20 protein-coding genes are annotated in these 20,539 nt (G+C 54.3%); 2 read left to right on the top strand and 18 right to left on the bottom strand.

The genetic code is table 11. From position 1 onward, the window contains the following. Nucleotides 1–43 precede the first annotated feature (43 nt). The 11 genes from argT to pdxB all read right to left on the bottom strand — a co-directional run bounded on the left by argT (nucleotide 44) and on the right by pdxB (nucleotide 10,930). Nucleotides 44–826, bottom strand: a complete 783-nt coding sequence (gene argT / locus OGY68_RS21595) for a lysine/arginine/ornithine ABC transporter substrate-binding protein ArgT (protein ID WP_006683634.1) — start codon at nucleotides 824–826, stop codon at nucleotides 44–46. A gap of 287 nt (nucleotides 827–1,113) precedes the next feature. After that, nucleotides 1,114–1,683, bottom strand: coding sequence for a UbiX family flavin prenyltransferase (locus OGY68_RS21590; protein ID WP_003028125.1), 570 nt, complete (start codon nucleotides 1,681–1,683; stop codon nucleotides 1,114–1,116). A gap of 96 nt (nucleotides 1,684–1,779) precedes the next feature. Beyond that, nucleotides 1,780–3,297 (bottom strand): amidophosphoribosyltransferase, encoded by a 1,518-nt coding sequence (gene purF / locus OGY68_RS21585; RefSeq protein WP_003028127.1) that lies wholly within the window; start codon nucleotides 3,295–3,297, stop codon nucleotides 1,780–1,782. 33 nt (nucleotides 3,298–3,330) lie between these two features. Continuing rightward, nucleotides 3,331–3,819 (bottom strand): colicin V production protein, encoded by a 489-nt coding sequence (gene cvpA / locus OGY68_RS21580; protein WP_003028129.1) that lies wholly within the window; start codon nucleotides 3,817–3,819, stop codon nucleotides 3,331–3,333. A 213-nt stretch (nucleotides 3,820–4,032) separates the two neighbouring features. Then, nucleotides 4,033–4,701 carry a cell division protein DedD gene (gene dedD, locus OGY68_RS21575; protein ID WP_003834793.1) on the bottom strand — a complete coding sequence of 223 codons (669 nt, stop codon included), beginning with the start codon at nucleotides 4,699–4,701 and terminating at the stop codon, nucleotides 4,033–4,035. Further along, nucleotides 4,691–5,959 carry a bifunctional tetrahydrofolate synthase/dihydrofolate synthase gene (gene folC / locus OGY68_RS21570; RefSeq protein ID WP_057067945.1) on the bottom strand — a complete coding sequence of 423 codons (1,269 nt, stop codon included), beginning with the start codon at nucleotides 5,957–5,959 and terminating at the stop codon, nucleotides 4,691–4,693. Before folC ends, dedD begins: the two co-directional genes overlap by 11 nt. A 192-nt stretch (nucleotides 5,960–6,151) precedes the next feature. Continuing rightward, on the bottom strand, nucleotides 6,152–7,066 hold the full coding sequence (gene accD, locus OGY68_RS21565; protein ID WP_003834797.1) for an acetyl-CoA carboxylase, carboxyltransferase subunit beta: 915 nt from the start codon (nucleotides 7,064–7,066) through the stop codon (nucleotides 6,152–6,154). A gap of 149 nt (nucleotides 7,067–7,215) precedes the next feature. After that, nucleotides 7,216–7,875, bottom strand: a complete 660-nt coding sequence (locus OGY68_RS21560; protein ID WP_003028140.1) for a DedA family protein — start codon at nucleotides 7,873–7,875, stop codon at nucleotides 7,216–7,218. A 24-nt stretch (nucleotides 7,876–7,899) separates the two neighbouring features. Then, nucleotides 7,900–8,712 (bottom strand): tRNA pseudouridine(38-40) synthase TruA, encoded by an 813-nt coding sequence (truA, locus tag OGY68_RS21555; protein ID WP_003028142.1) that lies wholly within the window; start codon nucleotides 8,710–8,712, stop codon nucleotides 7,900–7,902. Next, nucleotides 8,712–9,725 carry an aspartate-semialdehyde dehydrogenase gene (locus tag OGY68_RS21550; RefSeq protein WP_008785360.1) on the bottom strand — a complete coding sequence of 338 codons (1,014 nt, stop codon included), beginning with the start codon at nucleotides 9,723–9,725 and terminating at the stop codon, nucleotides 8,712–8,714. The genes truA and OGY68_RS21550 overlap by 1 nt, the downstream gene beginning before the upstream one ends. 68 nt (nucleotides 9,726–9,793) lie before the next feature. After that, nucleotides 9,794–10,930: a 4-phosphoerythronate dehydrogenase PdxB gene (gene pdxB, locus OGY68_RS21545; protein WP_032944094.1), complete on the bottom strand. Its 1,137-nt coding sequence runs from the start codon at nucleotides 10,928–10,930 to the stop codon at nucleotides 9,794–9,796. A 108-nt stretch (nucleotides 10,931–11,038) separates the two neighbouring features. On the opposite strand from pdxB, the gene flk reads away from it, so the two are divergent. Next, the gene (gene flk / locus OGY68_RS21540) at nucleotides 11,039–12,040 is read left to right on the top strand and encodes a flagella biosynthesis regulator Flk (RefSeq protein ID WP_008785362.1); all 1,002 of its coding nucleotides are present in this window, start codon (nucleotides 11,039–11,041) and stop codon (nucleotides 12,038–12,040) included. Here the strand turns inward: flk and OGY68_RS21535 are convergent. Together OGY68_RS21535 and fabB are read right to left on the bottom strand one after the other, a co-directional pair. Continuing rightward, a complete protein-coding gene (locus OGY68_RS21535; protein ID WP_032944095.1) occupies nucleotides 12,037–13,215 on the bottom strand; it encodes an MFS transporter in 1,179 nt (392 codons plus the stop codon). The two genes, flk and OGY68_RS21535, sit on opposite strands and share 4 nt — an antisense overlap. Before the next feature lie 230 nt (nucleotides 13,216–13,445). Next, complete coding sequence (gene fabB / locus OGY68_RS21530) at nucleotides 13,446–14,666, bottom strand: beta-ketoacyl-ACP synthase I (RefSeq protein ID WP_008785363.1); 1,221 nt, start codon at nucleotides 14,664–14,666, stop codon at nucleotides 13,446–13,448. Nucleotides 14,667–14,825: 159 nt separating this feature from the next. Here fabB and mnmC point away from each other — a divergent pair, with 159 nt between their 5' ends. After that, nucleotides 14,826–16,826 carry a bifunctional tRNA (5-methylaminomethyl-2-thiouridine)(34)-methyltransferase MnmC2/FAD-dependent 5-carboxymethylaminomethyl-2-thiouridine(34) oxidoreductase MnmC1 gene (gene mnmC, locus OGY68_RS21525; RefSeq protein WP_057067947.1) on the top strand — a complete coding sequence of 667 codons (2,001 nt, stop codon included), beginning with the start codon at nucleotides 14,826–14,828 and terminating at the stop codon, nucleotides 16,824–16,826. A gap of 114 nt (nucleotides 16,827–16,940) precedes the next feature. On the opposite strand, the gene OGY68_RS21520 is transcribed toward mnmC, so the two are convergent. From OGY68_RS21520 to aroC, 5 genes are read right to left on the bottom strand one after another with little or no spacing between them, the layout of a single operon-like run. Next, a complete protein-coding gene (locus OGY68_RS21520; RefSeq protein ID WP_003028163.1) occupies nucleotides 16,941–17,216 on the bottom strand; it encodes a YfcL family protein in 276 nt (91 codons plus the stop codon). A gap of 32 nt (nucleotides 17,217–17,248) precedes the next feature. Next, nucleotides 17,249–17,797 carry an elongation factor P hydroxylase gene (locus OGY68_RS21515; protein ID WP_032944098.1) on the bottom strand — a complete coding sequence of 183 codons (549 nt, stop codon included), beginning with the start codon at nucleotides 17,795–17,797 and terminating at the stop codon, nucleotides 17,249–17,251. Beyond that, on the bottom strand, nucleotides 17,797–18,606 hold the full coding sequence (locus tag OGY68_RS21510) for a sulfite exporter TauE/SafE family protein (protein ID WP_003834821.1): 810 nt from the start codon (nucleotides 18,604–18,606) through the stop codon (nucleotides 17,797–17,799). The genes OGY68_RS21515 and OGY68_RS21510 overlap by 1 nt, the downstream gene beginning before the upstream one ends. After that, nucleotides 18,606–19,430, bottom strand: a complete 825-nt coding sequence (gene mepA / locus OGY68_RS21505; RefSeq protein ID WP_032944099.1) for a penicillin-insensitive murein endopeptidase — start codon at nucleotides 19,428–19,430, stop codon at nucleotides 18,606–18,608. Before mepA ends, OGY68_RS21510 begins: the two co-directional genes overlap by 1 nt. A gap of 3 nt (nucleotides 19,431–19,433) precedes the next feature. Further along, on the bottom strand, nucleotides 19,434–20,519 hold the full coding sequence (gene aroC, locus OGY68_RS21500; RefSeq protein WP_003834825.1) for a chorismate synthase: 1,086 nt from the start codon (nucleotides 20,517–20,519) through the stop codon (nucleotides 19,434–19,436). Between the last annotated feature and the right edge of the window lie 20 nt (nucleotides 20,520–20,539).

Genomic DNA, 20,539 nt, shown 5'->3' with positions numbered 1-20,539 from the left:
ATGGTTACCCGCAATGGTGCAGTCAATTCCCCACGCCGCTGTATTAATCGCCGTAGACATTAAAATTAAAATATTTGCTCGCCATTTTGTCGTAGGTGCCGTCTTTACGCAGTTCGCCCAGCGCTTTGTCGAAAGCGGCTTTCAGCTCTGCATCATCTTTGCGCAAGCCAATCCCGGTTCCGTCACCAAAGTATTTTTTATCTTTCACCGACGGACCGGCAAAAGCGTAATCCTTACCAGCAGGCTGCTTCAGGAAGCCTTCGCTGGCCGCGACTTCATCTTGCAATGCCGCGTCCAGACGGCCTGCCGTCAGGTCAGAATAGATGAGGTCCTGGTTCGCATAGGCCACCACGTCCACGCCTTTACTGCGCCAGTTGTCATTGGCATAGGCTTCCTGAGTAGAGCCTTGCAGGACGCCAACGTGTTTACCCTTGAGGGAATCCAGAGTCGGCTGAATTGGGGAACCTTTCGCGGCGATCAGACGTGAGTCTGCAGCGTAAAGTTTGTCTGAGAACGCAATCTCTTGCTGACGCTTTTCGGTGATAGAAAGCGAGGAGATGATGGCATCAATTTTTTTCGCTTTCAGCGATGGGATCAGCGCATCAAAGTCACTGGCAACCCAGGTGCATTTGATCTGCATGCGCTTACACATCTCATTTCCCAGATCGATATCAAAGCCGACAAAGTCGCCTTTGGCATCTTTAGAGGAAAAAGGAGCGTACGTTGTATCTGTACCAATACGAACCGTCTGCGGAAGTGCTGCGTAGCTGGCCGCGGTGGCGGAGAGTCCTACCAGCAAAGACAAAGCAAGAACCGTCTTCTTCATACATAACCCTCAAGTGGCGTAATTTTATTATGTTTTACGTTGTGTTGTGTGTTTGCAGACTTTTTCATGCAGGTCTTATGCCATTTTCGCGTCGATGAGGATATTCGACGTTAAATATGTTAATAAAACGTTGCAATAATGTCCTGATTTTGAAGATAGCAGGTCTGGCGGTTGAACCGCAGCGTTTCGTTGAGTTTTAACGAATTAAATGTTGAGGATATGATCGCGGTTACAAAATTGCCCTGAAACAGGGCAACGGATGATTCTTTGCACGCTGATGGAACGGCTTACGCCCCTTGCCAGCGGGTGAACAGGTCCTGCGGAAGGGTAATATCAAACTGGTCAAGCACGCGATTAACCGTTTGATTAATCACATCATCGAGCGTTTGCGGACGATGATAAAACGCCGGGACAGGTGGCATAATTACCGCCCCAATTTCTGCCGCCTGCGTCATCAATCGCAAATGCCCCAGATGCAGCGGCGTTTCGCGTACACACAGCACCAGCGGACGACGTTCTTTCAACACCACATCCGCCGCACGGGTAAGCAACCCATCGGTGTAACTGTGGACGATGCCAGAAAGCGTTTTGATTGAACAAGGCAGAATAACCATTCCGGCAGTCTGAAAAGAGCCGGAGGAGATACTGGCGGCGATATCACGGGTATCATGATTCACATTTGCCAGCGCCTGCACGTCGCGCACAGAGAGGTCCGTTTCCAGCGCCAGCGTCTGTCGGGCAGCGGCACTCATCACCAGGTGGGTTTCCACATCAGTGACGTCACGCAATACCTGCAACAGGCGCACGCCGTAAATTGCCCCGCTTGCACCAGAAATACCAATGATGAGTCGTTTCATGTGTAATCGCCCTTACTTGCTCAGGGCCGACTTTGCAGGAAATTACGGTGAGTTGCAAGCAAGGGTGCAGATTGCGCCCTTGCTTGCGAGCAAACATTAACCTTCGTTGTGCATCTCAAGGTTTTCCGCTTCGTTCTGACGCAATACCGCTTTGGCATCGTCATTACGCAGGGAGTCGAGGAAATCGAGATATTGCTGGTCGACGTCTTTGGTAACGTACACGCCGTTAAACACTGAACATTCAAACTGCTGAATATCCGGGTTCTCAGCACGGACAGCTTCAATCAGATCGTTCAGATCCTGGAAGATCAGACCATCTGCACCGATTATCTGGCGAATCTCGTCCACTTCACGACCATGCGCAATCAGCTCCGTCGCCGTAGGCATATCGATGCCATAAACGTTCGGGAAGCGAATTTCCGGGGCGGCAGAGGCCAGATACACCTTCTTCGCTCCGGCTTCACGCGCCATCTCGATAATCTGTTCTGAGGTGGTGCCACGCACGATGGAGTCATCCACCAACAGCACGTTTTTATCACGGAATTCCGCACGGTTAGCGTTCAGCTTACGGCGCACAGATTTACGACGCAACTGCTGGCCCGGCATGATAAAGGTACGGCCCACATAGCGGTTTTTCACAAACCCCTGGCGGTACGGCTTACCGAGAATACGGGCAATTTCCAGCGCGATATCACAGGAGGTTTCCGGGATTGGGATTACTACGTCGATGTCCAGATCTTCCCATTCACGGGCAATTTTTTCGCCAAGCTTAGTCCCCATATTCACACGGGCGCTGTAGACGGAAATCTTGTCGATAAAGGAGTCAGGACGTGCGAAGTAAACGTATTCAAACAGACATGGATTGCTCACCGGGTTATCGGCACACTGACGGGTAAACAGCTGGCCTTTTTCGGTGATGTACACCGCTTCGCCAGGTGCTACGTCGCGCAGGAATTCAAAGCCCAGCGTATCCAGCGCTACGCTCTCAGACGCCACCATGTACTCGGTACGGCCATCGCCAATATCGCGTTTGCCCATCACCAGCGGACGGATACCGTTAGGGTCGCGGAAGGCAACCATACCGTGACCGATAATCATCGCCACACAGGCATAGGCGCCGCGAATCTGGCGGTTGGTTGCCGCAATGGCAGCAAAAATATTGTCGGCTTCCAGCGGGTAATGGCGGAAGTTATCCAGCTCGCTGGCGAAAATATTCAGCAGAATTTCAGAATCTGAAGTGGTATTGATGTGGCGGCGCTTTTCTTCAAACAGCTTTTTACGCAACTCATGCGCGTTGGTCAGGTTGCCATTGTGGGCAAGCGTAATGCCATACGGTGAGTTGACGTAAAAAGGTTGAGCTTCGGAGGCGCTGGAGCTGCCAGCCGTTGGGTAACGCACATGACCGATGCCCATATTGCCCTGCAAACGCTGCATATGGCGCGCTTCAAAAATATCGCTCACCATTCCGTTTGCTTTACGCAAGCGGAAGCAGTTGTTGGCATCAATGGTGATGATGCCCGCAGCATCCTGACCACGATGCTGGAGCACCGTTAACGCGTCATAAATCGACTGGTTTACCGGCATAACACCGGCGATACCGACAATACCGCACATACGTCTTTTCCTCGTTCAGCAACGACCCAAAGTTTATACTTTGGGCAAGAAACTTGACGAGCTTTGCAGATAGTCAAAGAACCATCTGATGATGAAACTGAACTGCGGGATCAGCTGCGACTTACCCCAGTCTTCACTTTTCGACAGACCGGTAAAGGTATCGAGAAAGAACAGTATGGCGGCGACGATCAACGCTCCACGCAAAGCACCGAAGCAGATCCCCAACACCCTGTCGGTACCCGACAGCCCTGTTTTCTCTACCAGTTGGCCTATCACAAAGTTAACGATAGCGCCGACGATAAGTGTCGCGATGAACAGTATCGCGATAGCAATCCCATTTCGAACCAGTTCGTCTTCAAAGCCCGTAAACCAGACAGACAGGTAAGTGTAGTAATGGCTGGCGACAAAGAAAGCACAACCCCAAGTCACCAACGATAATGCTTCACGAACAAAGCCACGGATCAGGCTAACCAGACAGGAAAAACCAATCACCGCGATAATGGCGTAATCAATCCAGACCATATGTGTCCCACGATTTTACGCCCTGTCGTCCTGTTCGGGGCGCATTCTAACAGAAAAAGAAAACGTTTGCGTAGGGATTTCCTTTCCACGCGTAAATAAAAATGGCGCTGAAAAAATCTTCAACGCCATACGATTTTATGCCTCTTCGGGCACTGCCGGATGGCGGTGTAAACACCTTGTCCGGCCTACATCAGCGCAACGTAACGCAATCCCTTAGTTAGGGGTATACCCCATCACCACCCCGCTCAAACCAGAGATCTTCTGCAGCTCGCCCAGCGAGTTCTTCAGCTTATCTTTGGAGGCGTCAGGCCCTACGAGAATGCGGGTTATTTTACCCTGCACCGGCGTTGACGGGGAAGTATATACCCGGAAGCCCGCGCCACGAAGTTTACCCACGATCTCATTGACCTTATCCGCGTTTTTCAGCGCACCGAGTTGTACAACGTACGCTTTGCCGGTTGGCGCTGGCGCTTCCTCAGCGGCCGGTTTCGGCGCTGGAGTCGGTGCCGGTGTTGGCGTCGGGGCGACGGCAACAGGCTGCGGTTTCGGTTTAGGTTTCGGTGGTTCCACAGGCGCAGGGACAGGATCTAACTCCGCGCTGTTTGCCGTCGTCAAACGTGATGGATCCAACGATGGCGCGGCAGCATCACCCGCACGCACCTCTTCTGCCGCCCCTTCCGGCGGCTGAGTCGGCAGCGCCTGCGTTGCTGCAGGCATCATGTCTGGTTCATCGCGATCGCCGGGTTTAGGCACCAGTGGGATCGCTGCAAATTCATCCTGATAATGCTTTTTCTGGCCGTCAAGCAGCCCGGGAAGCACAATTACCCCGAGCGCGACCAGCACAATTGTGCCGACTAATCGGTTCTGAAACTTACTCGCCACCGCTTCTCCCCACGTCTATTACTTCCATGACATGTGCGACAGTGTGAAACGATCCACACACCAACACGGTATCTTCTGGCTTCGCCTCAGCAAGTGCCGCAGTCCATGCCTGCGCCACGCTGTCATAAGCGTTGCCTTTGCCCAGGTGCTCCAGCAGCTGTGCTGCCGTTGCACCACGCGGCCCTTCCAGGGGCGCACAGTACCAGTCGTCAACCACACTTTTCAGCCAGGCTAACGTACCGGCAATATCTTTATCATGTAGCATACCGATAACCGCAAGTACACGCCCGCTTTTCACTAACTTTTTCAGACGTCCGGTCAGATACTCCGCCGCATGCGGGTTATGGGCAACATCAAAAATCACCCGCGGCGACTCGCTCACAATCTGGAAGCGTCCCGGTAAAATCGCTTGTTCGATACCGTCACGAATGGCCTGCTCGCTGACGTTAAGACCGCTTGCGCGCAGTGCAGCCAGTGCGGTTGCAGCGTTAGGTTGTGGCACCTGCGGCAACGGCAGGTGCGCCAGCGTTCCATGAGCATCAGTAAACGACCAGTCGTTCTCCGTGACCGCATAGCGCCAGTCCACACCGCAACGTTGCAAAATCGCCCCGCACTCCTGAGCGACATCTGCGATGGTGTAAGGCATTTCCGGTTCGCCGACGATGGCCGGTTTCTCTGCGCGGAAAATTCCTGCCTTCTCACGACCAATACTTTCGCGATCCGGGCCCAGCCAGTCAGTATGGTCAAGCGCAATACTGGTGACTACTGCGACATCGGCATCGACGATATTGGTGGCGTCAAGGCGGCCGCCTAACCCCACTTCCAGAATAACAACATCCAGTTGGGCCTGTTTAAACAGCCAGAGTGCCGATAACGTACCGTATTCAAAGTAAGTCAGGGAAATGTCACCACGTGCGTCTTCAATCTCAGCAAACGAGGCGGTATGAGCTGATTCCGGCAGTTCACGCCCCTGCACGCGTACGCGTTCCGTGTAGCGCACCAGATGAGGCGAACTGTACACCCCAACTTTATAGCCTGCCGCAGTCAGCACAGATTCCAGCGTACGACAGGTTGTGCCTTTCCCATTGGTTCCTGCCACCGTAAAAACAAATGGCGCAGGTTTCAACACACCCAGTTTACGCGCCACCTGGCTGACGCGTTCAAGGCCCAGATCGATGGTTTTACTGTGCAGGTTTTCAAGATAAGAAAGCCACGACGCCAGGGGCGACGCGGCTTGAGGGATACGTTTATTGTCCATGATGCCTGTAGATTCTTTACGTTGAGAAAAGCAAAAGGGCAGCGCCAACCGGCCTGCCCTTTTTTACACGTCGTTTTCCACGTTGCAGATGTGTTGGCTGTACTCGCTCTCCCGAATCACTTAACGGTGTAAGTTCATCGGGATTAACACTCTTGTCGCCTGCCTGCAACCCGAAACCCATAGCGTAAACTATCAGGCCTCTGGTTCCTGATCGGGAACCGGAGGTACCACTTCGCCTTCACGCGGCTCATCCGGATTCGGCGCAGGAAGATTCATCAGCTTCGCCAGGATGCTTGCCAGTTTCAGGCGCATTTCCGGACGGCGAACGATCATATCGATAGCGCCTTTTTCAATCAGGAACTCGCTGCGCTGGAATCCCGGCGGCAGTTTCTCACGTACGGTTTGCTCGATAACACGCGGACCAGCGAAGCCGATCAATGCTTTCGGTTCTGCAATGTTGAGATCGCCCAGCATCGCGAAGCTTGCGGAAACACCACCCATTGTTGGGTCGGTCAGTACAGAAATATACGGTAAACCGCGTTCCTGCATTTTCGCCAGCGCAGCAGAGGTTTTCGCCATCTGCATCAAAGACATCAGCGCTTCCTGCATACGCGCCCCGCCAGAAGCGGAGAAGCAGATCAGCGGACAGTTGTCTTCCAGCGCCTGCTCAACGGCACGGACAAAACGCGCGCCGACCACAGAGCCCATGGAGCCGCCCATAAACGCGAACTCGAATGCCGCAGCAACGACAGGCATACCGTGAAGTGTGCCTTTCATCACCACCAGCGCATCTTTCTCGCCAGTTTCTTTCTGCGCAGAAGCCAGTCTGTCTTTGTATTTTTTGGAGTCACGAAACTTCAGCACGTCTTTCGGCTCAAGCTCGCTACCCAGTTCCACAAGAGAACCTTCATCTAACAGGCTATGCAGGCGATTGCGCGCCGACATGCGCATATGATGGTCACACTTCGGACAGACCTCAAGATTACGTTCCAGCTCAGCACGGTATAAAACCTGACCGCAGCTATCACACTTGGTCCACACCCCTTCAGGAATGCTTGCCTTGCGGGTGGGAGTAATGTTGCTTTTAATTCGTTCAATCCAGCTCATTGGTGACCTTTCTGCCTGAACCCTAGTCAGCTTTGTTATAAGGGGCGCATAATGCCATTTTTGCCCCTAACAGACCATGAATGTTGCACATTAAAACATAACAGCCCGAAACTTTGGATAAAAAAGTGGTCGAACCGCTGAGTTACTTTCTATTTTGCAGCCCGTGACGCAGCACGCTTATGGCGAATTACTTCAATCACCCCCGGCAATACGGAAAGGACGATAATCGCCACAATCAATAATTTCAGGTTTTCCTGGACGATCGGCAGATCGCCGAACAGGTAGCCTGCGTAGGTGAACAACAATACCCACAGCAATGCGCCTACGACGTTATACATCGCAAAGTGACGGTAGGACATATGTCCCATACCGGCAACAAACGGCGCAAATGTACGCACGATTGGCACGAAACGCGCCAGGATAATCGTCTTACCGCCATGTCGCTCGTAGAACGCATGGGTTTTATCCAGGTAGCTGCGGCGGAAAATTTTGGAGTTCGGGTTACTGAAAAGTTTTTCCCCGAACAATCGGCCAATCGTGTAGTTCACCGCATCGCCCACAATCGCCGCCACAATCATCAGTGCCACCATCAGATGAACATTAAGATCGTTGGTTGGCAGCGCAGAAAGCGCACCCGCAACAAACAGCAGCGAGTCCCCTGGCAGGAATGGTGTCACCACCAGCCCGGTTTCACAAAACAGGATCAGAAACAGAATGGCGTATACCCAGATACCGTATTCCGCAACCAGCTCCGCCAGGTGCACATCAATGTGCAGGATAAAATCGATAAGAAAGTAAATCAGGTCCATAGTTTTGCCTTTATACGACTCAAATTAGTCCGCCAGAAATAGCGGGCCCATAGGCGGTTTTGGCAGGTCGAACCGGTCCGGGTAATCTACCGCAACCAGATACAGTCCTTCCGCTTTCGCCGTTGCCGCTGCCAGCGTTCTGTCCTTTGCTGCTAACAGTTCTGCTATCCAGCTCTCCGGCTGGTTGTTGGCGCCAACTTCCATCAGGCTGCCGACAATATTCCTGACCATATGATGTACAAAGGCATTCGCTTTAATATCCACCACCACATATGCACCGAAACGTTCGACGTTAATGTGCATCACGTTTCGCCACGGCGTGCGCGACTGACACTGCACCGCTCGAAACGAGGTAAAATCATTTTCGCCAATCAGACACTGGGCCGCACGATGCATACGCTCAGCGTCCAGCGGTTCATAGTAATGGGTTACCCCTTTACCCAAAACCGCAGGGCGCAACCGATGATTGTAGATGATGTAGCGATAACGGCGAGCCGTGGCGCTAAATCGGGCATGAAAATCATCGGGTACAGCTTTAACCCAGCGCACGGCGATGTCACCAGGTAAATTCGCATTTACCCCCAGTGTCCAGGCCGCATCTTTACGCTGGGCAGTGGTTTCAAAATGCACGACCTGCCCAGTGCCATGAACGCCCGCATCCGTGCGTCCTGCACAAAAAACATTGATGCGTTCATTCGCCACCTGAGAGAGCGCTTTTTCCAGTTTTTCCTGAACGCTACGCACTTCGTTCTGGCGCTGCCAGCCATAATATTTGCTGCCGTCATACTCAATGCCCAGCGCAATTTTATGGGTTGACGGCTGTTGCTGGTCAGACATTAGTACAGGTACTCCTGCACCAGTTTTTCCGCTATTTTCACCGCCATTAACGCGCCGCCAAAGCGTACGTTGTCCGCCACAGACCAGAACTGAACCTGCTCTGGCATACCGTAATCATTATGCACGCAGCCAATAGAAAGGTGCGGCGTGCCCGATGCATCGCCAACCTGGGTCGGGAAATCGGTCTCTTCCGACAACACCACGTCTTCACCGCGTGAAAACGCATCGCGCGCTTCTTCCGCCGCCAACGGGCGCAGGGCCTCAAAATTCACCATCTGCGCGTGGCCATAAAATACCGGGGACTGCACGATGCTGGCAGAGATGAGCAGACCGTCATCCTGCATAATTTTGCGCACTTCATCAACGATACGACGTTCTTCACGCACGCTACCTTCACGATCGGGCAGCAGCGGCAGCATGTTGAATGCCAACTGACGGCCAAAGAAATCATCTTCGTCAATCGGGATACCGTTAAGCAGTTTTGCACTCTGTCCGGCCAGCGCATCCACCGCTTTTTTGCCATGAGCGGAAGCTGAGATAATATTGGTCACCGTAATACGCGAAAGCCCACCGTCATCAATCAACGGTTTCAGTGCAGACAGCAGTTGGCTGGTCAGACTGTTAGGCACCGCAATCACATTGCGGTTACGGTAATCCGCCAGCACGAACGGGTTAACGTCCGGAACCACCAGCGGAACGTCTGGCTCAAGCGCGAACAGACCGCTGCTGTCGATCACCAGGCAACCCGCATTAGTGGCTTCTTCTACCCAGGCGGCGGTGGCTTCAGCGCCCGCAACAAAAAATGCCAACTGTGCCTGCGTCCAGTCAAAGTCTGCAACGTCCTGCACTATGACCGATTTACCGTTAAAACGCAGATGTTCACCGGCGCTTTCATTACGCGCCAGCGCATAAATTTCACCGACCGGGAACTGGCGTTCAGCCAGCGTATCGAGCAGGGCTTCGCCTACGGCGCCCGTTGCGCCCAGAATGGCAATATTCCAGCCTTCAGACATGGTGATTTACTCCAAGAAATACGTAAGCGTCCCTGTCGCATTATTCGACAGGGAGCATTAAGAAGACATTAATGTGCCGGATGATGAACAGCGTTAAAACCCAGCTTACACAATAAGGCAGCAGCCGTTGCGTCGTCACACATCACATATAAAGACGACCATTCACGACGCTCAAGGTAATTTTTACGCAGTTTATCAAACTCACCCGGAATTCCAGCGACTTTGCGCAGCGGCGCATCATCGCGGCGCACATCATACACTAAATGCACCAGCCTTTTCAGCGTTGGCTGATCTAACGGGCCATGCAGGGTGATACGACCAAATTCCGGCGCGGGTAACAGGGTACTGAGCGCAACGTGCTGCTCGTGACCAATAAACTTACTATAGGCCTCAAAGACCTGCGTGGTGCCACGCGCTTTTCCTTCGAGGGTATACCCGGCAATGTGCGCCGTGCCGATATCGGCTTTCTCCAGCAACGCCACATTGAGATCCGGCTCTCCTTCCCAGACATCCAGCACAACGCTCAGCGACTGACCGGCATTCAATCGGTTCAGCAATGCCGTATTGTCGATGACCGCCCCACGGCAGGCGTTGATCAGAATGGTGCCCGGCTTCAACCGGCTAATCAGCGCGTCATCCGCCATGTGCAGTGTTTTGTACGGCCCGTCTTTAAACAGCGGGGTATGGAAAGTCAGCACATCGGCTTGCTCAACCAGTTCATCCAGCGAGCAGAAATTGCCTTCGTCACCGCGATCGGCTCGCGGTGGATCGCACAACAGCGTGCGGATCCCCAGCGCTTCCAGACGCGCCTGCAAACGCCCGCCCACATTGCCCACACCCACAATGCCTACGGTGCGATCGCGTAACGCAAACCCGTCGCGCTCCGCCAGCATCAGCAACGCTGAAAAAACATATTCTACGACCGCTATTGCGTTACAACCGGGCGCGGCGGAAAAACCGATCCCCGCCTGCGCAAGCCAGGCGTCATCTACATGGTCTGTGCCAGCGGTTGCCGTACCGACAAATTTAACCGGTTTTCCGCCAAGCAGTGATTCATTTACTTTCGTCACCGAGCGCACCATTAAAGCATCCGCATCATCCAGTTCAGCAACGGGAATCGGACGACCGGGAACCGCTTTGACCTCCCCCAAACGACTGAACAGTTCGCGGGCATAGGGCATATTTTCATCAACGAGGATTTTCACGTCTTTCGCACCTGTTTGAGAACGAGAGTTAACCGGGCAAGTGTGCCATAATCTCGCCGCCAGGCATACTGCGAGACCTGGTCAGCACAGATTTAAGGAACAGAGATGATGCAGCCCATTTCAGGTACGCCCGCACGCCCTCCCGGCGAAGGCCAAAATGCCCCTTCCGCTGCGGGTGAACAACCGTTATCCACGCAACAACGTACTGTGCTGGAACGGCTAATTACTCGTTTGATTTCACTCACCCAGCAGCAAAGCGCTGAGGTGTGGGCCGGAATGAAGCACGATCTGGGCGTCAAAAGTGATACGCCACTGCAGTCACGTCACTTTCCTGCCGCTGAGCAAAACCTTAACCAACGACTGGGGGTTGCTCAGCAAAATCATGTTAATCGTCAGGTGCTTTCGCAGCTCACTGAATTACTGAGCCAGGGAAATAATCGCCAGGCGGTGAGTGATTTTATCCGTCAGCAGTATGGGCAAACAGCGCTTAGCCAGCTCACGCCTGAGCAGTTGAAGAACGTGCTCACGCTGCTGCAACAAGGACAGCTGTCGATACCGCAGCCGCAGCAGCGCCCGGCTACTGATCGCCCGTTGCTCCCCGCAGAGCACAATACGCTGAACCAGTTGGTTACCAAACTGGCGGCGGCCACGGGAGAATCCGGGAAGATGATCTGGCAGTCGATGCTGGAGTTGTCTGGCGTAAAAAGTGGTGAGCTGATCCCTGCCAAACAGTTTACGCACCTGGTCACCTGGCTGCAGGCGCGCCAGACGCTCAGCCTGCAAAGCGCACCGACGCTTCAAACGCTCCAGGCGGCGCTGAAGCTGCCATTAGAGCCGAATGAGCTGACAGCGATAAAAGAATACGCGCAGCAGACGTATCAGATCCAACCACAATCGATTCTGACCACGGTGCAGGTGCAGGACTTGCTCAATCAAATTTTCCTGCGTCGCGTGGAACGAGAACGTGAGCTTAGCGAGCCGCGTCATCTGCAGCCCATTTACAGCCCGTTCGCGCCGATGATTGAAACGGTTAAATCTCTGTCGGCACGACCGGGACTGCTGTTTGTTGCGTTGATAATTGCGTTAGCCATTTTCTGGCTGGTCGCTTAACCTTTACGCAGCGTAAGCAACGTTACAATAATCCCCACCACGGCGGATATCGCCCCGGCAAGGAACACTGAAGGATAACCGTACGCGGTGGCCAGCACCCCGGCTACCGGACCGCTTATGCCGTAGGAGATATCCTGAAACGCGGCGTAACCGCCCAGCGCCGTACCGCGAACCTGCGCGGGCACTCTCTTCACCACTTCGACGCCCAATGCCGGGAAGATAAGCGAACACCCGGCCCCGGTTAATGCCGCCCCGAGCAGCGCAATCCAGGCCGATGGGGCCTGCCACAGCAAAATCAGCCCCGCAGTTTCCATCAGCAAAGAGACAACGGCAACCTTCACGCCGCCGAAACGGTCCGGCATCCAGCCAAACAGAATGCGCATCAGCACAAACGCCCCACCAAACGCAGTCAGGGTGAACCCCGCCATCGTCCAGCCGTTGCTGACAAAATAGAGTGAAATAAAGGTACCGATCACCGCAAAGCCAACGCCCTGCAGCGCCAGGCCCAGGCCCGGTTTCCATATAAGCCCGACTACGCTCCATAAAGAAGGACGTTCTCCTGCATGCGCAGGCACTTTACGCACGGTGCCGTTGAATGCCCATGCCAGCAGCGGTAATACCATCGTCGTTCCCGCCAGCGCCGCGAAGCCAAAGTGGCTGTGGATCAACAGGCCCAGCGGTGCACCAGCGGCCAGCGCACCGTAAATCGCCATTCCGTTCCACGACATCACCTTACCGGAGCGTGTTGGGCCGACCAGCCCCAACCCCCAGGTCAGCGTACCGGTGAGCAGTTGGCTTTCGCCAAAACCGAGGATCAAACGCCCGACGATTAACAACGCAAATTTTACAGGGACAGAAACAGGCAATAGCGCGGCTAAAAGCCACGCCGCGCCCGCCAGCCCACAGGCAAACATCCCCTGTAGTGCCGAGCGTTTAGCACCATATTGATCGGCTAAGCGCCCGGCGTAGCCGCGCGTTAATACCGTTGCCAGAAACTGTACACCTACGGCGATACCGACCATAGTATTGCCATAGCCCAGTTCCTGATGCACAAACAGAGGAATCACGGGCAAAGGGAGACCGACCGTCATATAGGTCAGGAAAACTGCAAAAGCGATACGAAACAGCGAAAAGTTCGCCGAAGGTGTTTTTTCTTGTTGGGTTACAGCTGTCATGCGTTACTCCAAAATGCAGAGTAAGGCGAGGAATGTCCACGCCCCCTCTACCTGACTATCAGGATTAAGGTGCGTTGGATAACGTTAAACGCTTACGCATTATCAAGAGGATAATGTTGAAGCTGGAGTCTGCCTGTAAACCCGATCGATTGTCAACGATATAAAAAAGGGAGCCTGACGGCTCCCTTTACTGTACAGCATGAGCCGGATATAAGATCCGGCACACTGTCTTATGCTTTCAGCTTACGCATAACCAGCGTTGCGTTAGTGCCGCCAAAGCCGAAGCTGTTGGACATCACGGTAGTCAGCGCCTGCTCGGTCGGTTTGGTCACGATGTTCAGACCTGCCGCTTGCTCATCCAGCTCTTCAATGTTGATGCTCGGCGCAATAAAGCCGTGTTCCAGCATCAGCAGAGAGTAGATAGCTTCCTGTACGCCAGCTGCGCCCAGGGAGTGGCCGGTCATGGCTTTAGTCGCAGAGATTGCCGGGCTGTTGTCGCCAAACACTTCACGAATTGCACCCAGCTCTTTCACGTCGCCTACCGGGGTAGAGGTACCGTGAGAGTTCAGGTAGTCGATCGGGGTGTCTACACCGTGCATCGCCATTTGCATGCAACGTACTGCGCCTTCACCAGACGGAGCAACCATGTCTGCGCCATCGGACGTTGCGCCGTAACCGACGATTTCCGCGTAGATATGCGCGCCACGTGCCAGCGCGTGCTCCAGCTCTTCGACCACGACCATACCGCCACCACCAGCGATAACGAAACCGTCACGGTGTGCGTCATAGGTACGGGAAGCTTTTTCCGGTGCATCGTTGTATTTGGTAGACAGCGCGCCCATGGCGTCGAATTCACACGCCATTTCCCAGCACAGCTCTTCGCCGCCGCCAGCAAAAACGATGTCCTGTTTGCCCAGCTGAATTTGTTCTACCGCGTTACCGATACAGTGCGCGGATGTCGCACAGGCAGAGCTGATAGAGTAGTTTACGCCGTGAATTTTGAACGGCGTTGCGAGGCAGGCAGAAACGCCGGACGCCATCGCTTTGGTGACCACATACGGGCCAACCGCTTTCAGACCACGCGGGCTACGCATTGCGTCAGCACCGAACACCTGAAAACGCGGGGAGCCGCCGCCGGAACCTGCAATCAGGCCAACGCGCGGGTTGTTCTGGTAATCTTCTGCTGCAAGGCCGGCATCAGCCACTGCCTGTTCCATAGAAAGGAATGCATAGATGGATGCGTCGCTCATAAAGCGCACTACTTTGCGGTCAATGAGGCCAGTGGTATCCAGTTTTACGTTGCCCCAAACGTGGCTACGCATGCCGGAGTCCTTCAGCTCCTGAGAGAAAGTGATCCCTGAACGTCCTTCACGCAGAGATGCCAGGACTTCCTGCTGGTTATTACCGATGCTGGAAACGATGCCCAAGCCAGTAATCACTGCACGTTTCATTCAATACCTCTGTAAGTCGCACTATTTTAAAGTTTCGAGTGGCACAATAGCGTACACTTGTACGCCGAACAAGTCCGATCAGCCATTTAATGTGGAAATTTGCGCAGCCAGGCACTCATCGCTAAGATCGGGGCACAGCCTGCCAGACGAGTAACTTACGTGAAACAATACGCTATACAACCTGCAAACCTTGAATTCAACGCTGAGGGTACACCTGTTTCCCGAGATTTTGACGATGTCTATTTTTCTAATGATAACGGGCTGGAAGAGACACGTTACGTCTTTCTCGGCGGGAATCATCTCGCCCAGCGATTCCCTGCGCATTCACGTCCCCTCTTCGTGGTGGCAGAAAGCGGATTTGGCACCGGACTTAACTTCCTGACGCTCTGGCAGGCATTTACCGGTTTTCGCGATACCCATCCTGAAGCTACCCTGGAAAGATTACATTTCATCAGTTTTGAAAAATATCCGCTAACGCGCGAAGATCTCACCTTAGCCCATCAGCACTGGCCAGAACTTGCCCCGTGGGCCACGGCGCTGCAAGAGCAATGGCCGCTGCCACTGGCGGGATGCCATCGCCTGCTCCTTGATGAAGGACGCGTCACGCTGGATCTGTGGTTTGGCGATATTAACGAACTGACCAGTAAGCTCGATGACTCCCTGAATCAAAAAGTGGACGCCTGGTTTCTGGACGGTTTCGCACCGGCAAAAAATCCGGATATGTGGACGCCAACGCTGTTTAACGCAATGGCCCGTCTGGCTCGTCCCGGCGGTACGCTGGCGACCTTCACCTCAGCGGGCTTTGTGCGTCGGGGGTTGCAGGAAGCCGGGTTTACGATGCAAAAATGCAAAGGCTTTGGTCGCAAACGTGAAATGCTCTGTGGCGTAATGGAACAGACGCTGACGCTCCCTTCATCGGCTCCCTGGTTTGCACGTTCCGGAACAGATAAACGCGAAGCCGCCATTATTGGCGGGGGGATTGCCAGCGCATTGCTGTCGTTGGCGTTACTGCGTCGCGGTTGGCAGGTCACACTCTATTGCGCCGACGATAATCCAGCCGGGGGTGCCTCCGGCAATCGCCAGGGCGCGCTTTATCCGCTACTCAGCAAGCATGACGCGGCCATTAATCTCTTTTTCCCCACCGCGTTTACCTTCGCTCGTCGACTGTATGACGCCCTCCCCGTTGAGTTCGCGCATGACTGGTGCGGTGTGACGCAACTGGCGTGGGATGAAAAAAGCCAGCAAAAAATCGACCAAATGCTGTCCCTTGAATTGCCTGATGCGCTCGCCGTCAGCGTTAACGCAGAGCAGGTTTTACAAACGACCGGCGTCGAAACCGGATGCGGCGGGATTCAGTACCCTGCCGGAGGATGGCTGTGTCCGGCACAGTTAACCGCCGCCGTATTCGACTACGCCGCAACGCTGGGATTACGCACGCGGTATCAACATACGCTGGCCTCGCTGTCTCGCCAGACAGAACACTGGCAATTGACGTTTGCCAGTGGCGAAACCGCCACTCACGCTGCTGTAGTTCTGGCTAACGGGCATCGCATTAACGGCGTTGAGCAAACGCAGTCGCTACCAGCGTACTCCGTAGGCGGTCAGGTGAGTCACATTCCTACTACGCCTTCGCTTTCAGCGCTGCGCCAGGTGCTGTGCTATGACGGCTACCTCACGCCGCACAACCCGCAAAACCAGCAGCACTGCATTGGCGCCAGCTATCATCGCGGAAGTGAAGAAACGGTGTATCGCGCGGACGATCAGCAGCAAAACCGTCAGCGCTTAATAGATTGTTTCCCGAATGCCTCGTGGGCAAAAGAAGTAGACGTTAGTGGCAATGCCGCCCGTTGTGGAGTGCGCTGCGCCACGCGCGATCACATGCCGATGGTCGGCAACGTCGCGGATTATGACGCCACGCTCAGCAAGTATGCCACTCTTGCCGAAGACAAAGTGCACGCCGTAAACGCCCCGGTGTATTCCGATTTATTTATGTTGGGTGCGCTGGGCTCGCGCGGGCTGTGTACTGCCCCGCTGTGTGCAGAAATTCTGGCATCGCAAATGAGCAATGAACCCATACCAATGGATGCCAACACGCTGGCAGCGCTGAATCCGAATCGTCTGTGGGTAAGGAAGTTATTGAAGGGTAAAGCGGTGAAATAAGATACCATCTCGCCATTGCCTGATGGCGCTACGCTTATCCGGCCTACAACCCCCGTCCGCGTAGGCCGGATAAGACGCCTTCGCGTCGCCATCCGGCACAATCCACTGCAATTATTATTGCGTTGCCTTCTGGAACAGTGTGTCCCACATCTCTTTCACTAACGCCTGGTCACGCGGCGAGAGTTCGCCTGCGCTGATGGCTTTTTCCAGGCTGCTGGTCACATTGGCGTACAATGCCTCAGCGGAATGGTCCTCGCCAGCATCCAGCTCAGCCACAGCCAGCGTCAGGTGCCCACGCAAATAGCCACTGGCAAACAACTCATCATCGCTGGCGTGCTCTACCATATCGTCGATTAATGCCAGAATGCGTGATTCAAACTCCGCGATCATCTTATTTCCTCATTGTAAACGTGGCAGCGGCTTCAGTTGAGCGCTTCGGGCCACGGGAATTGTTCCGCCGTAAGTTCAGGCGTGTGATAATAATTCTGTAACGCGTTAATGAAACGCGCCGGACGTTCAGGGATCCCCTTTTCCAGGTACTCCATCACCTGAGTATGAACACGGCGCTGGAATGCCACGCGATCCGGTTCAAAGTCCCCTTCCAGATTGTCGCAACTGACGTTAAACGGGTAGCCCGCCGCCATGCAAAACAACCAGTCAAACGCCTGCGGCTTCACTTCCACATCTTCAAACTGGCATTGTGTCTTCGCGTCGCGTCCGTCCGGGCAGTACCAGTAACCGAAATCGACCAGTTCACGACGGGCTTTACCGGCGATGCACCAGTGTGAAATTTCGTGTAACGCACTGGCGTAATAACCATGCGCAAAAACGATACGGTGATACGGTAATTCCGCATCCGCTGGAAGATAGATCGGTTCGTCGTCGCCTTTAATCAGACGGGTATTAAATTCATCGGCAAAGCAGCCGTTAAAAATCTCAATTAACTGTTCGTAGTGATGCGTATTATTCATTAGTTCATCCCCAGCCAGTGGAGAATCTCCTGTCCATGATTATCATAAAGTAGCTTGGCGCTCATCACTGCGGAGACAATAACGATCATTGGCCGAATGAGTTTTTGTCCTTTGCTGAGTACCAGTCGAGAGCCCATCCGTGCGCCAATAAACTGGCCAATGAGCATCACAAAACCTGTCGCCCAAATCACTTTGCCGCCGAGGGCAAACAGCAACAACCCACCGATATTCGATGTGGCATTTAATACTTTGGCGTGGGCCGTCGATTTCGCCAGGTTGTATCCGCACAGCATGACAAAGGCCAGCGCGTAGAATGACCCTGCCGCCGGACCAAAAAAGCCATCGTAAAAGCCGACGCAGCCCCCGGCCACCAGCGCGAAAGGCAAACCGTGCAGTCGGCGCTGTCGGTCCTCTTCCCCGATTTTCGGCATCAACAGAAAGTAAAGGCCAATACAGATAACCAATACTGGCAGGATCTGGCGCAGAACATCTGACTGCACGTGCTGAACCAACAGCGCGCCACTCATTGAGCCGATAAAGGTCATGAAGATATTGAGCTTCTGATCCGCCAGATTAACCACACCCCGACGAATAAAATAGAGGGAGGAAGAGATAGATCCCCCGCAGGCTTGCAGCTTATTGGTTGCCAGCGCTTGCGCAGGTGGCATCCCGGCCGCCATCAATGCCGGGATGGTGAGTAGACCACCACCTCCGGCCAGAGAATCAATAAAACCTGCCAGCATCGCCACAAAAAAAAGCACACCTAACAGCAGTGGCGACACCATAAACAGAGAGGCAAAATGATCCATTAGAGTACATGCTCGTCCAGTAGCGCCTGGCAGGAAGGCGGCAACGGCGGCGGTGTCTTCTTCTCAGGCTTGGTGGTTCCAGGTTTTGGAGGTTCGAACCAGCTTTGCAGCTCTGCGCCACAGCCGTCACCCGGTGGCGGTAACGGTTGATCTTCGCACTCAAGGCTGTCGGCAGGGCAACGTAACCGCACGTGCATATGCGCACGATGCTGGAACCACGGCCGCACTTTACGCAACCAGTCCCTGTCGGTCCCTGCATCCAGACAAAGTTGTTGCTTAATCGCCGGATTCACGAAAATACGCGTTACTTCATTATCTTTTGCAGCCAGCCTGATCAGGCTGAAAATCTCCGGTTTCCACAGTGACGGCACAACACGTTTGCCATCCTGTGAGACCAGATCTAACGCCTGCGGCCGCAGCAGTTGCGACTGGGTCCAGCGCGTTTTCGGCAGTTGCAGGAAAATATCCACATCCAGTCCCGTCTGGTGGCTGGCGTGACCGCCATTGAATCGCCCACCGGCCGGCATACCCATATCGCCGATTAACACCGTGCCCAGTCCTTGACTATTGGCCTGATAACTCAGACGCTGGATAAACCTCACCAGATCCGGATGGCCAAAGTAACGACGCTGATCGGTGCGCATCACCTGATAATGTTCTGACTGTACAGGCAGCGTATCTGCACCAACAATACAGCCATTGGAAAACGCGCCGATAGACTGCGCGCTGCCCGCAACCGGATGGGTAATTTTCTGCCAGGGCGTCGCCGCCAGACAGGCGGTACTGGCAAACAGAGCCAGCGCCGCAAGTGCCGTTTTTTTCATCTCTTACCAGCGTGGAATATCGGTCTTCACGTCCGCATTTTGCGCCCGCTGACGCAGCAGGTGATCCATCAATACGATCGCCAGCATCGCCTCGGCGATCGGTACGGCGCGGATCCCAACGCACGGATCGTGGCGACCTTTAGTGATCATTTCGACTTCTTCACCAAAGCGGTTAATAGTGCGCCCAGGAACGGTAATGCTGGACGTCGGTTTCAGCGCCATATGAGCAATGATTTGTTGCCCGCTGCTGATCCCGCCCAGAATGCCGCCCGCATGGTTACTCTGGAAACCTTCTTTGGTGATTTCGTCACGGTTCTGGCTGCCGCGCAGCGCAACAACGTCAAATCCATCGCCAATCTCAACGCCCTTAACGGCGTTAATGCTCATCAGCGCATGGGCGATGTCGGCATCCAGGCGGTCGAATACAGGTTCGCCGAGACCCGCAGGTACACCGCGTGCAACAACGGTCACCTTCGCTCCGATGGAGTCACCTTCTTTCTTCAGCCCGCGCATCAGTTCGTCCAGCGCTTCGAGTTTATCCGGGTCCGGACAAAAGAACGGGTTAAGTTCCACCTGGGACCAGTCCTTGATCTCCAGCGGAATATCGCCCATCTGCGTCAGGCAGCCGCGGATCTCAACGCCGAATTTTTCCGCCAGATATTTTTTGGCAATCGCTCCGGCCGCCACGCGCATCGCCGTTTCACGTGCGGATGAACGTCCGCCGCCACGGTAGTCGCGCAGGCCATATTTTTGCTCATAGGTATAGTCGGCGTGTCCCGGACGAAAAACGTCCTTAATCGCGCCGTAATCCTGTGAACGCTGATCGGTATTTTCGATCAGCAGGCCAATGCTGGTGCCTGTGGTAACGCCCTCGAACACCCCGGAGAGGATTTTCACCTGATCCGGCTCACGACGCTGCGTAGTGTAGCGCGATGTGCCCGGACGGCGTCTGTCGAGATCGTGCTGCAGGTCAGCTTCTGTCAGAGAAATGCCCGGAGGAACACCATCGACAATACAACCGAGCGCCAGCCCGTGTGATTCGCCGAAAGTGGTTACGCGAAAGAGTTGCCCAATTGTGTTTCCTGCCATCACGGCTCCGTTATGCGTGT

The organism is Citrobacter sp. Cpo065, assembly GCF_030332805.1.
Classification (GTDB): Bacteria; Pseudomonadota; Gammaproteobacteria; order Enterobacterales; family Enterobacteriaceae; genus Citrobacter; species Citrobacter portucalensis.
The sequence above is the reverse complement of the archived record's forward strand: the minus strand, read 5'-3'. Positions and strand labels throughout refer to the sequence as shown.

Excerpts from the sequence above, each read along its gene's own strand:
- argT (WP_006683634.1), bottom strand. The coding sequence starts at position 826 with ATGAAGAAGACGGTTCTTGCTTTGTCTTTGCTGGTAGGACTCTCCGCC.
- OGY68_RS21590 (WP_003028125.1), bottom strand. The coding sequence starts at position 1,683 with ATGAAACGACTCATCATTGGTATTTCTGGTGCAAGCGGGGCAATTTAC.
- purF (WP_003028127.1), bottom strand. The coding sequence starts at position 3,297 with ATGTGCGGTATTGTCGGTATCGCCGGTGTTATGCCGGTAAACCAGTCG.
- cvpA (WP_003028129.1), bottom strand. The coding sequence starts at position 3,819 with ATGGTCTGGATTGATTACGCCATTATCGCGGTGATTGGTTTTTCCTGT.
- folC (WP_057067945.1), bottom strand. The coding sequence starts at position 5,959 with ATGGACAATAAACGTATCCCTCAAGCCGCGTCGCCCCTGGCGTCGTGG.
- accD (WP_003834797.1), bottom strand. The coding sequence starts at position 7,066 with ATGAGCTGGATTGAACGAATTAAAAGCAACATTACTCCCACCCGCAAG.
- OGY68_RS21560 (WP_003028140.1), bottom strand. The coding sequence starts at position 7,875 with ATGGACCTGATTTACTTTCTTATCGATTTTATCCTGCACATTGATGTG.
- truA (WP_003028142.1), bottom strand. The coding sequence starts at position 8,712 with ATGTCTGACCAGCAACAGCCGTCAACCCATAAAATTGCGCTGGGCATT.
- OGY68_RS21550 (WP_008785360.1), bottom strand. The coding sequence starts at position 9,725 with ATGTCTGAAGGCTGGAATATTGCCATTCTGGGCGCAACGGGCGCCGTA.
- flk (WP_008785362.1), top strand. The coding sequence starts at position 11,039 with ATGCAGCCCATTTCAGGTACGCCCGCACGCCCTCCCGGCGAAGGCCAA.
- OGY68_RS21535 (WP_032944095.1), bottom strand. The coding sequence starts at position 13,215 with ATGACAGCTGTAACCCAACAAGAAAAAACACCTTCGGCGAACTTTTCG.
- fabB (WP_008785363.1), bottom strand. The coding sequence starts at position 14,666 with ATGAAACGTGCAGTGATTACTGGCTTGGGCATCGTTTCCAGCATCGGT.
- OGY68_RS21520 (WP_003028163.1), bottom strand. The coding sequence starts at position 17,216 with ATGATCGCGGAGTTTGAATCACGCATTCTGGCATTAATCGACGATATG.
- OGY68_RS21515 (WP_032944098.1), bottom strand. The coding sequence starts at position 17,797 with ATGAATAATACGCATCACTACGAACAGTTAATTGAGATTTTTAACGGC.
- OGY68_RS21510 (WP_003834821.1), bottom strand. The coding sequence starts at position 18,606 with ATGGATCATTTTGCCTCTCTGTTTATGGTGTCGCCACTGCTGTTAGGT.
- mepA (WP_032944099.1), bottom strand. The coding sequence starts at position 19,430 with ATGAAAAAAACGGCACTTGCGGCGCTGGCTCTGTTTGCCAGTACCGCC.
- aroC (WP_003834825.1), bottom strand. The coding sequence starts at position 20,519 with ATGGCAGGAAACACAATTGGGCAACTCTTTCGCGTAACCACTTTCGGC.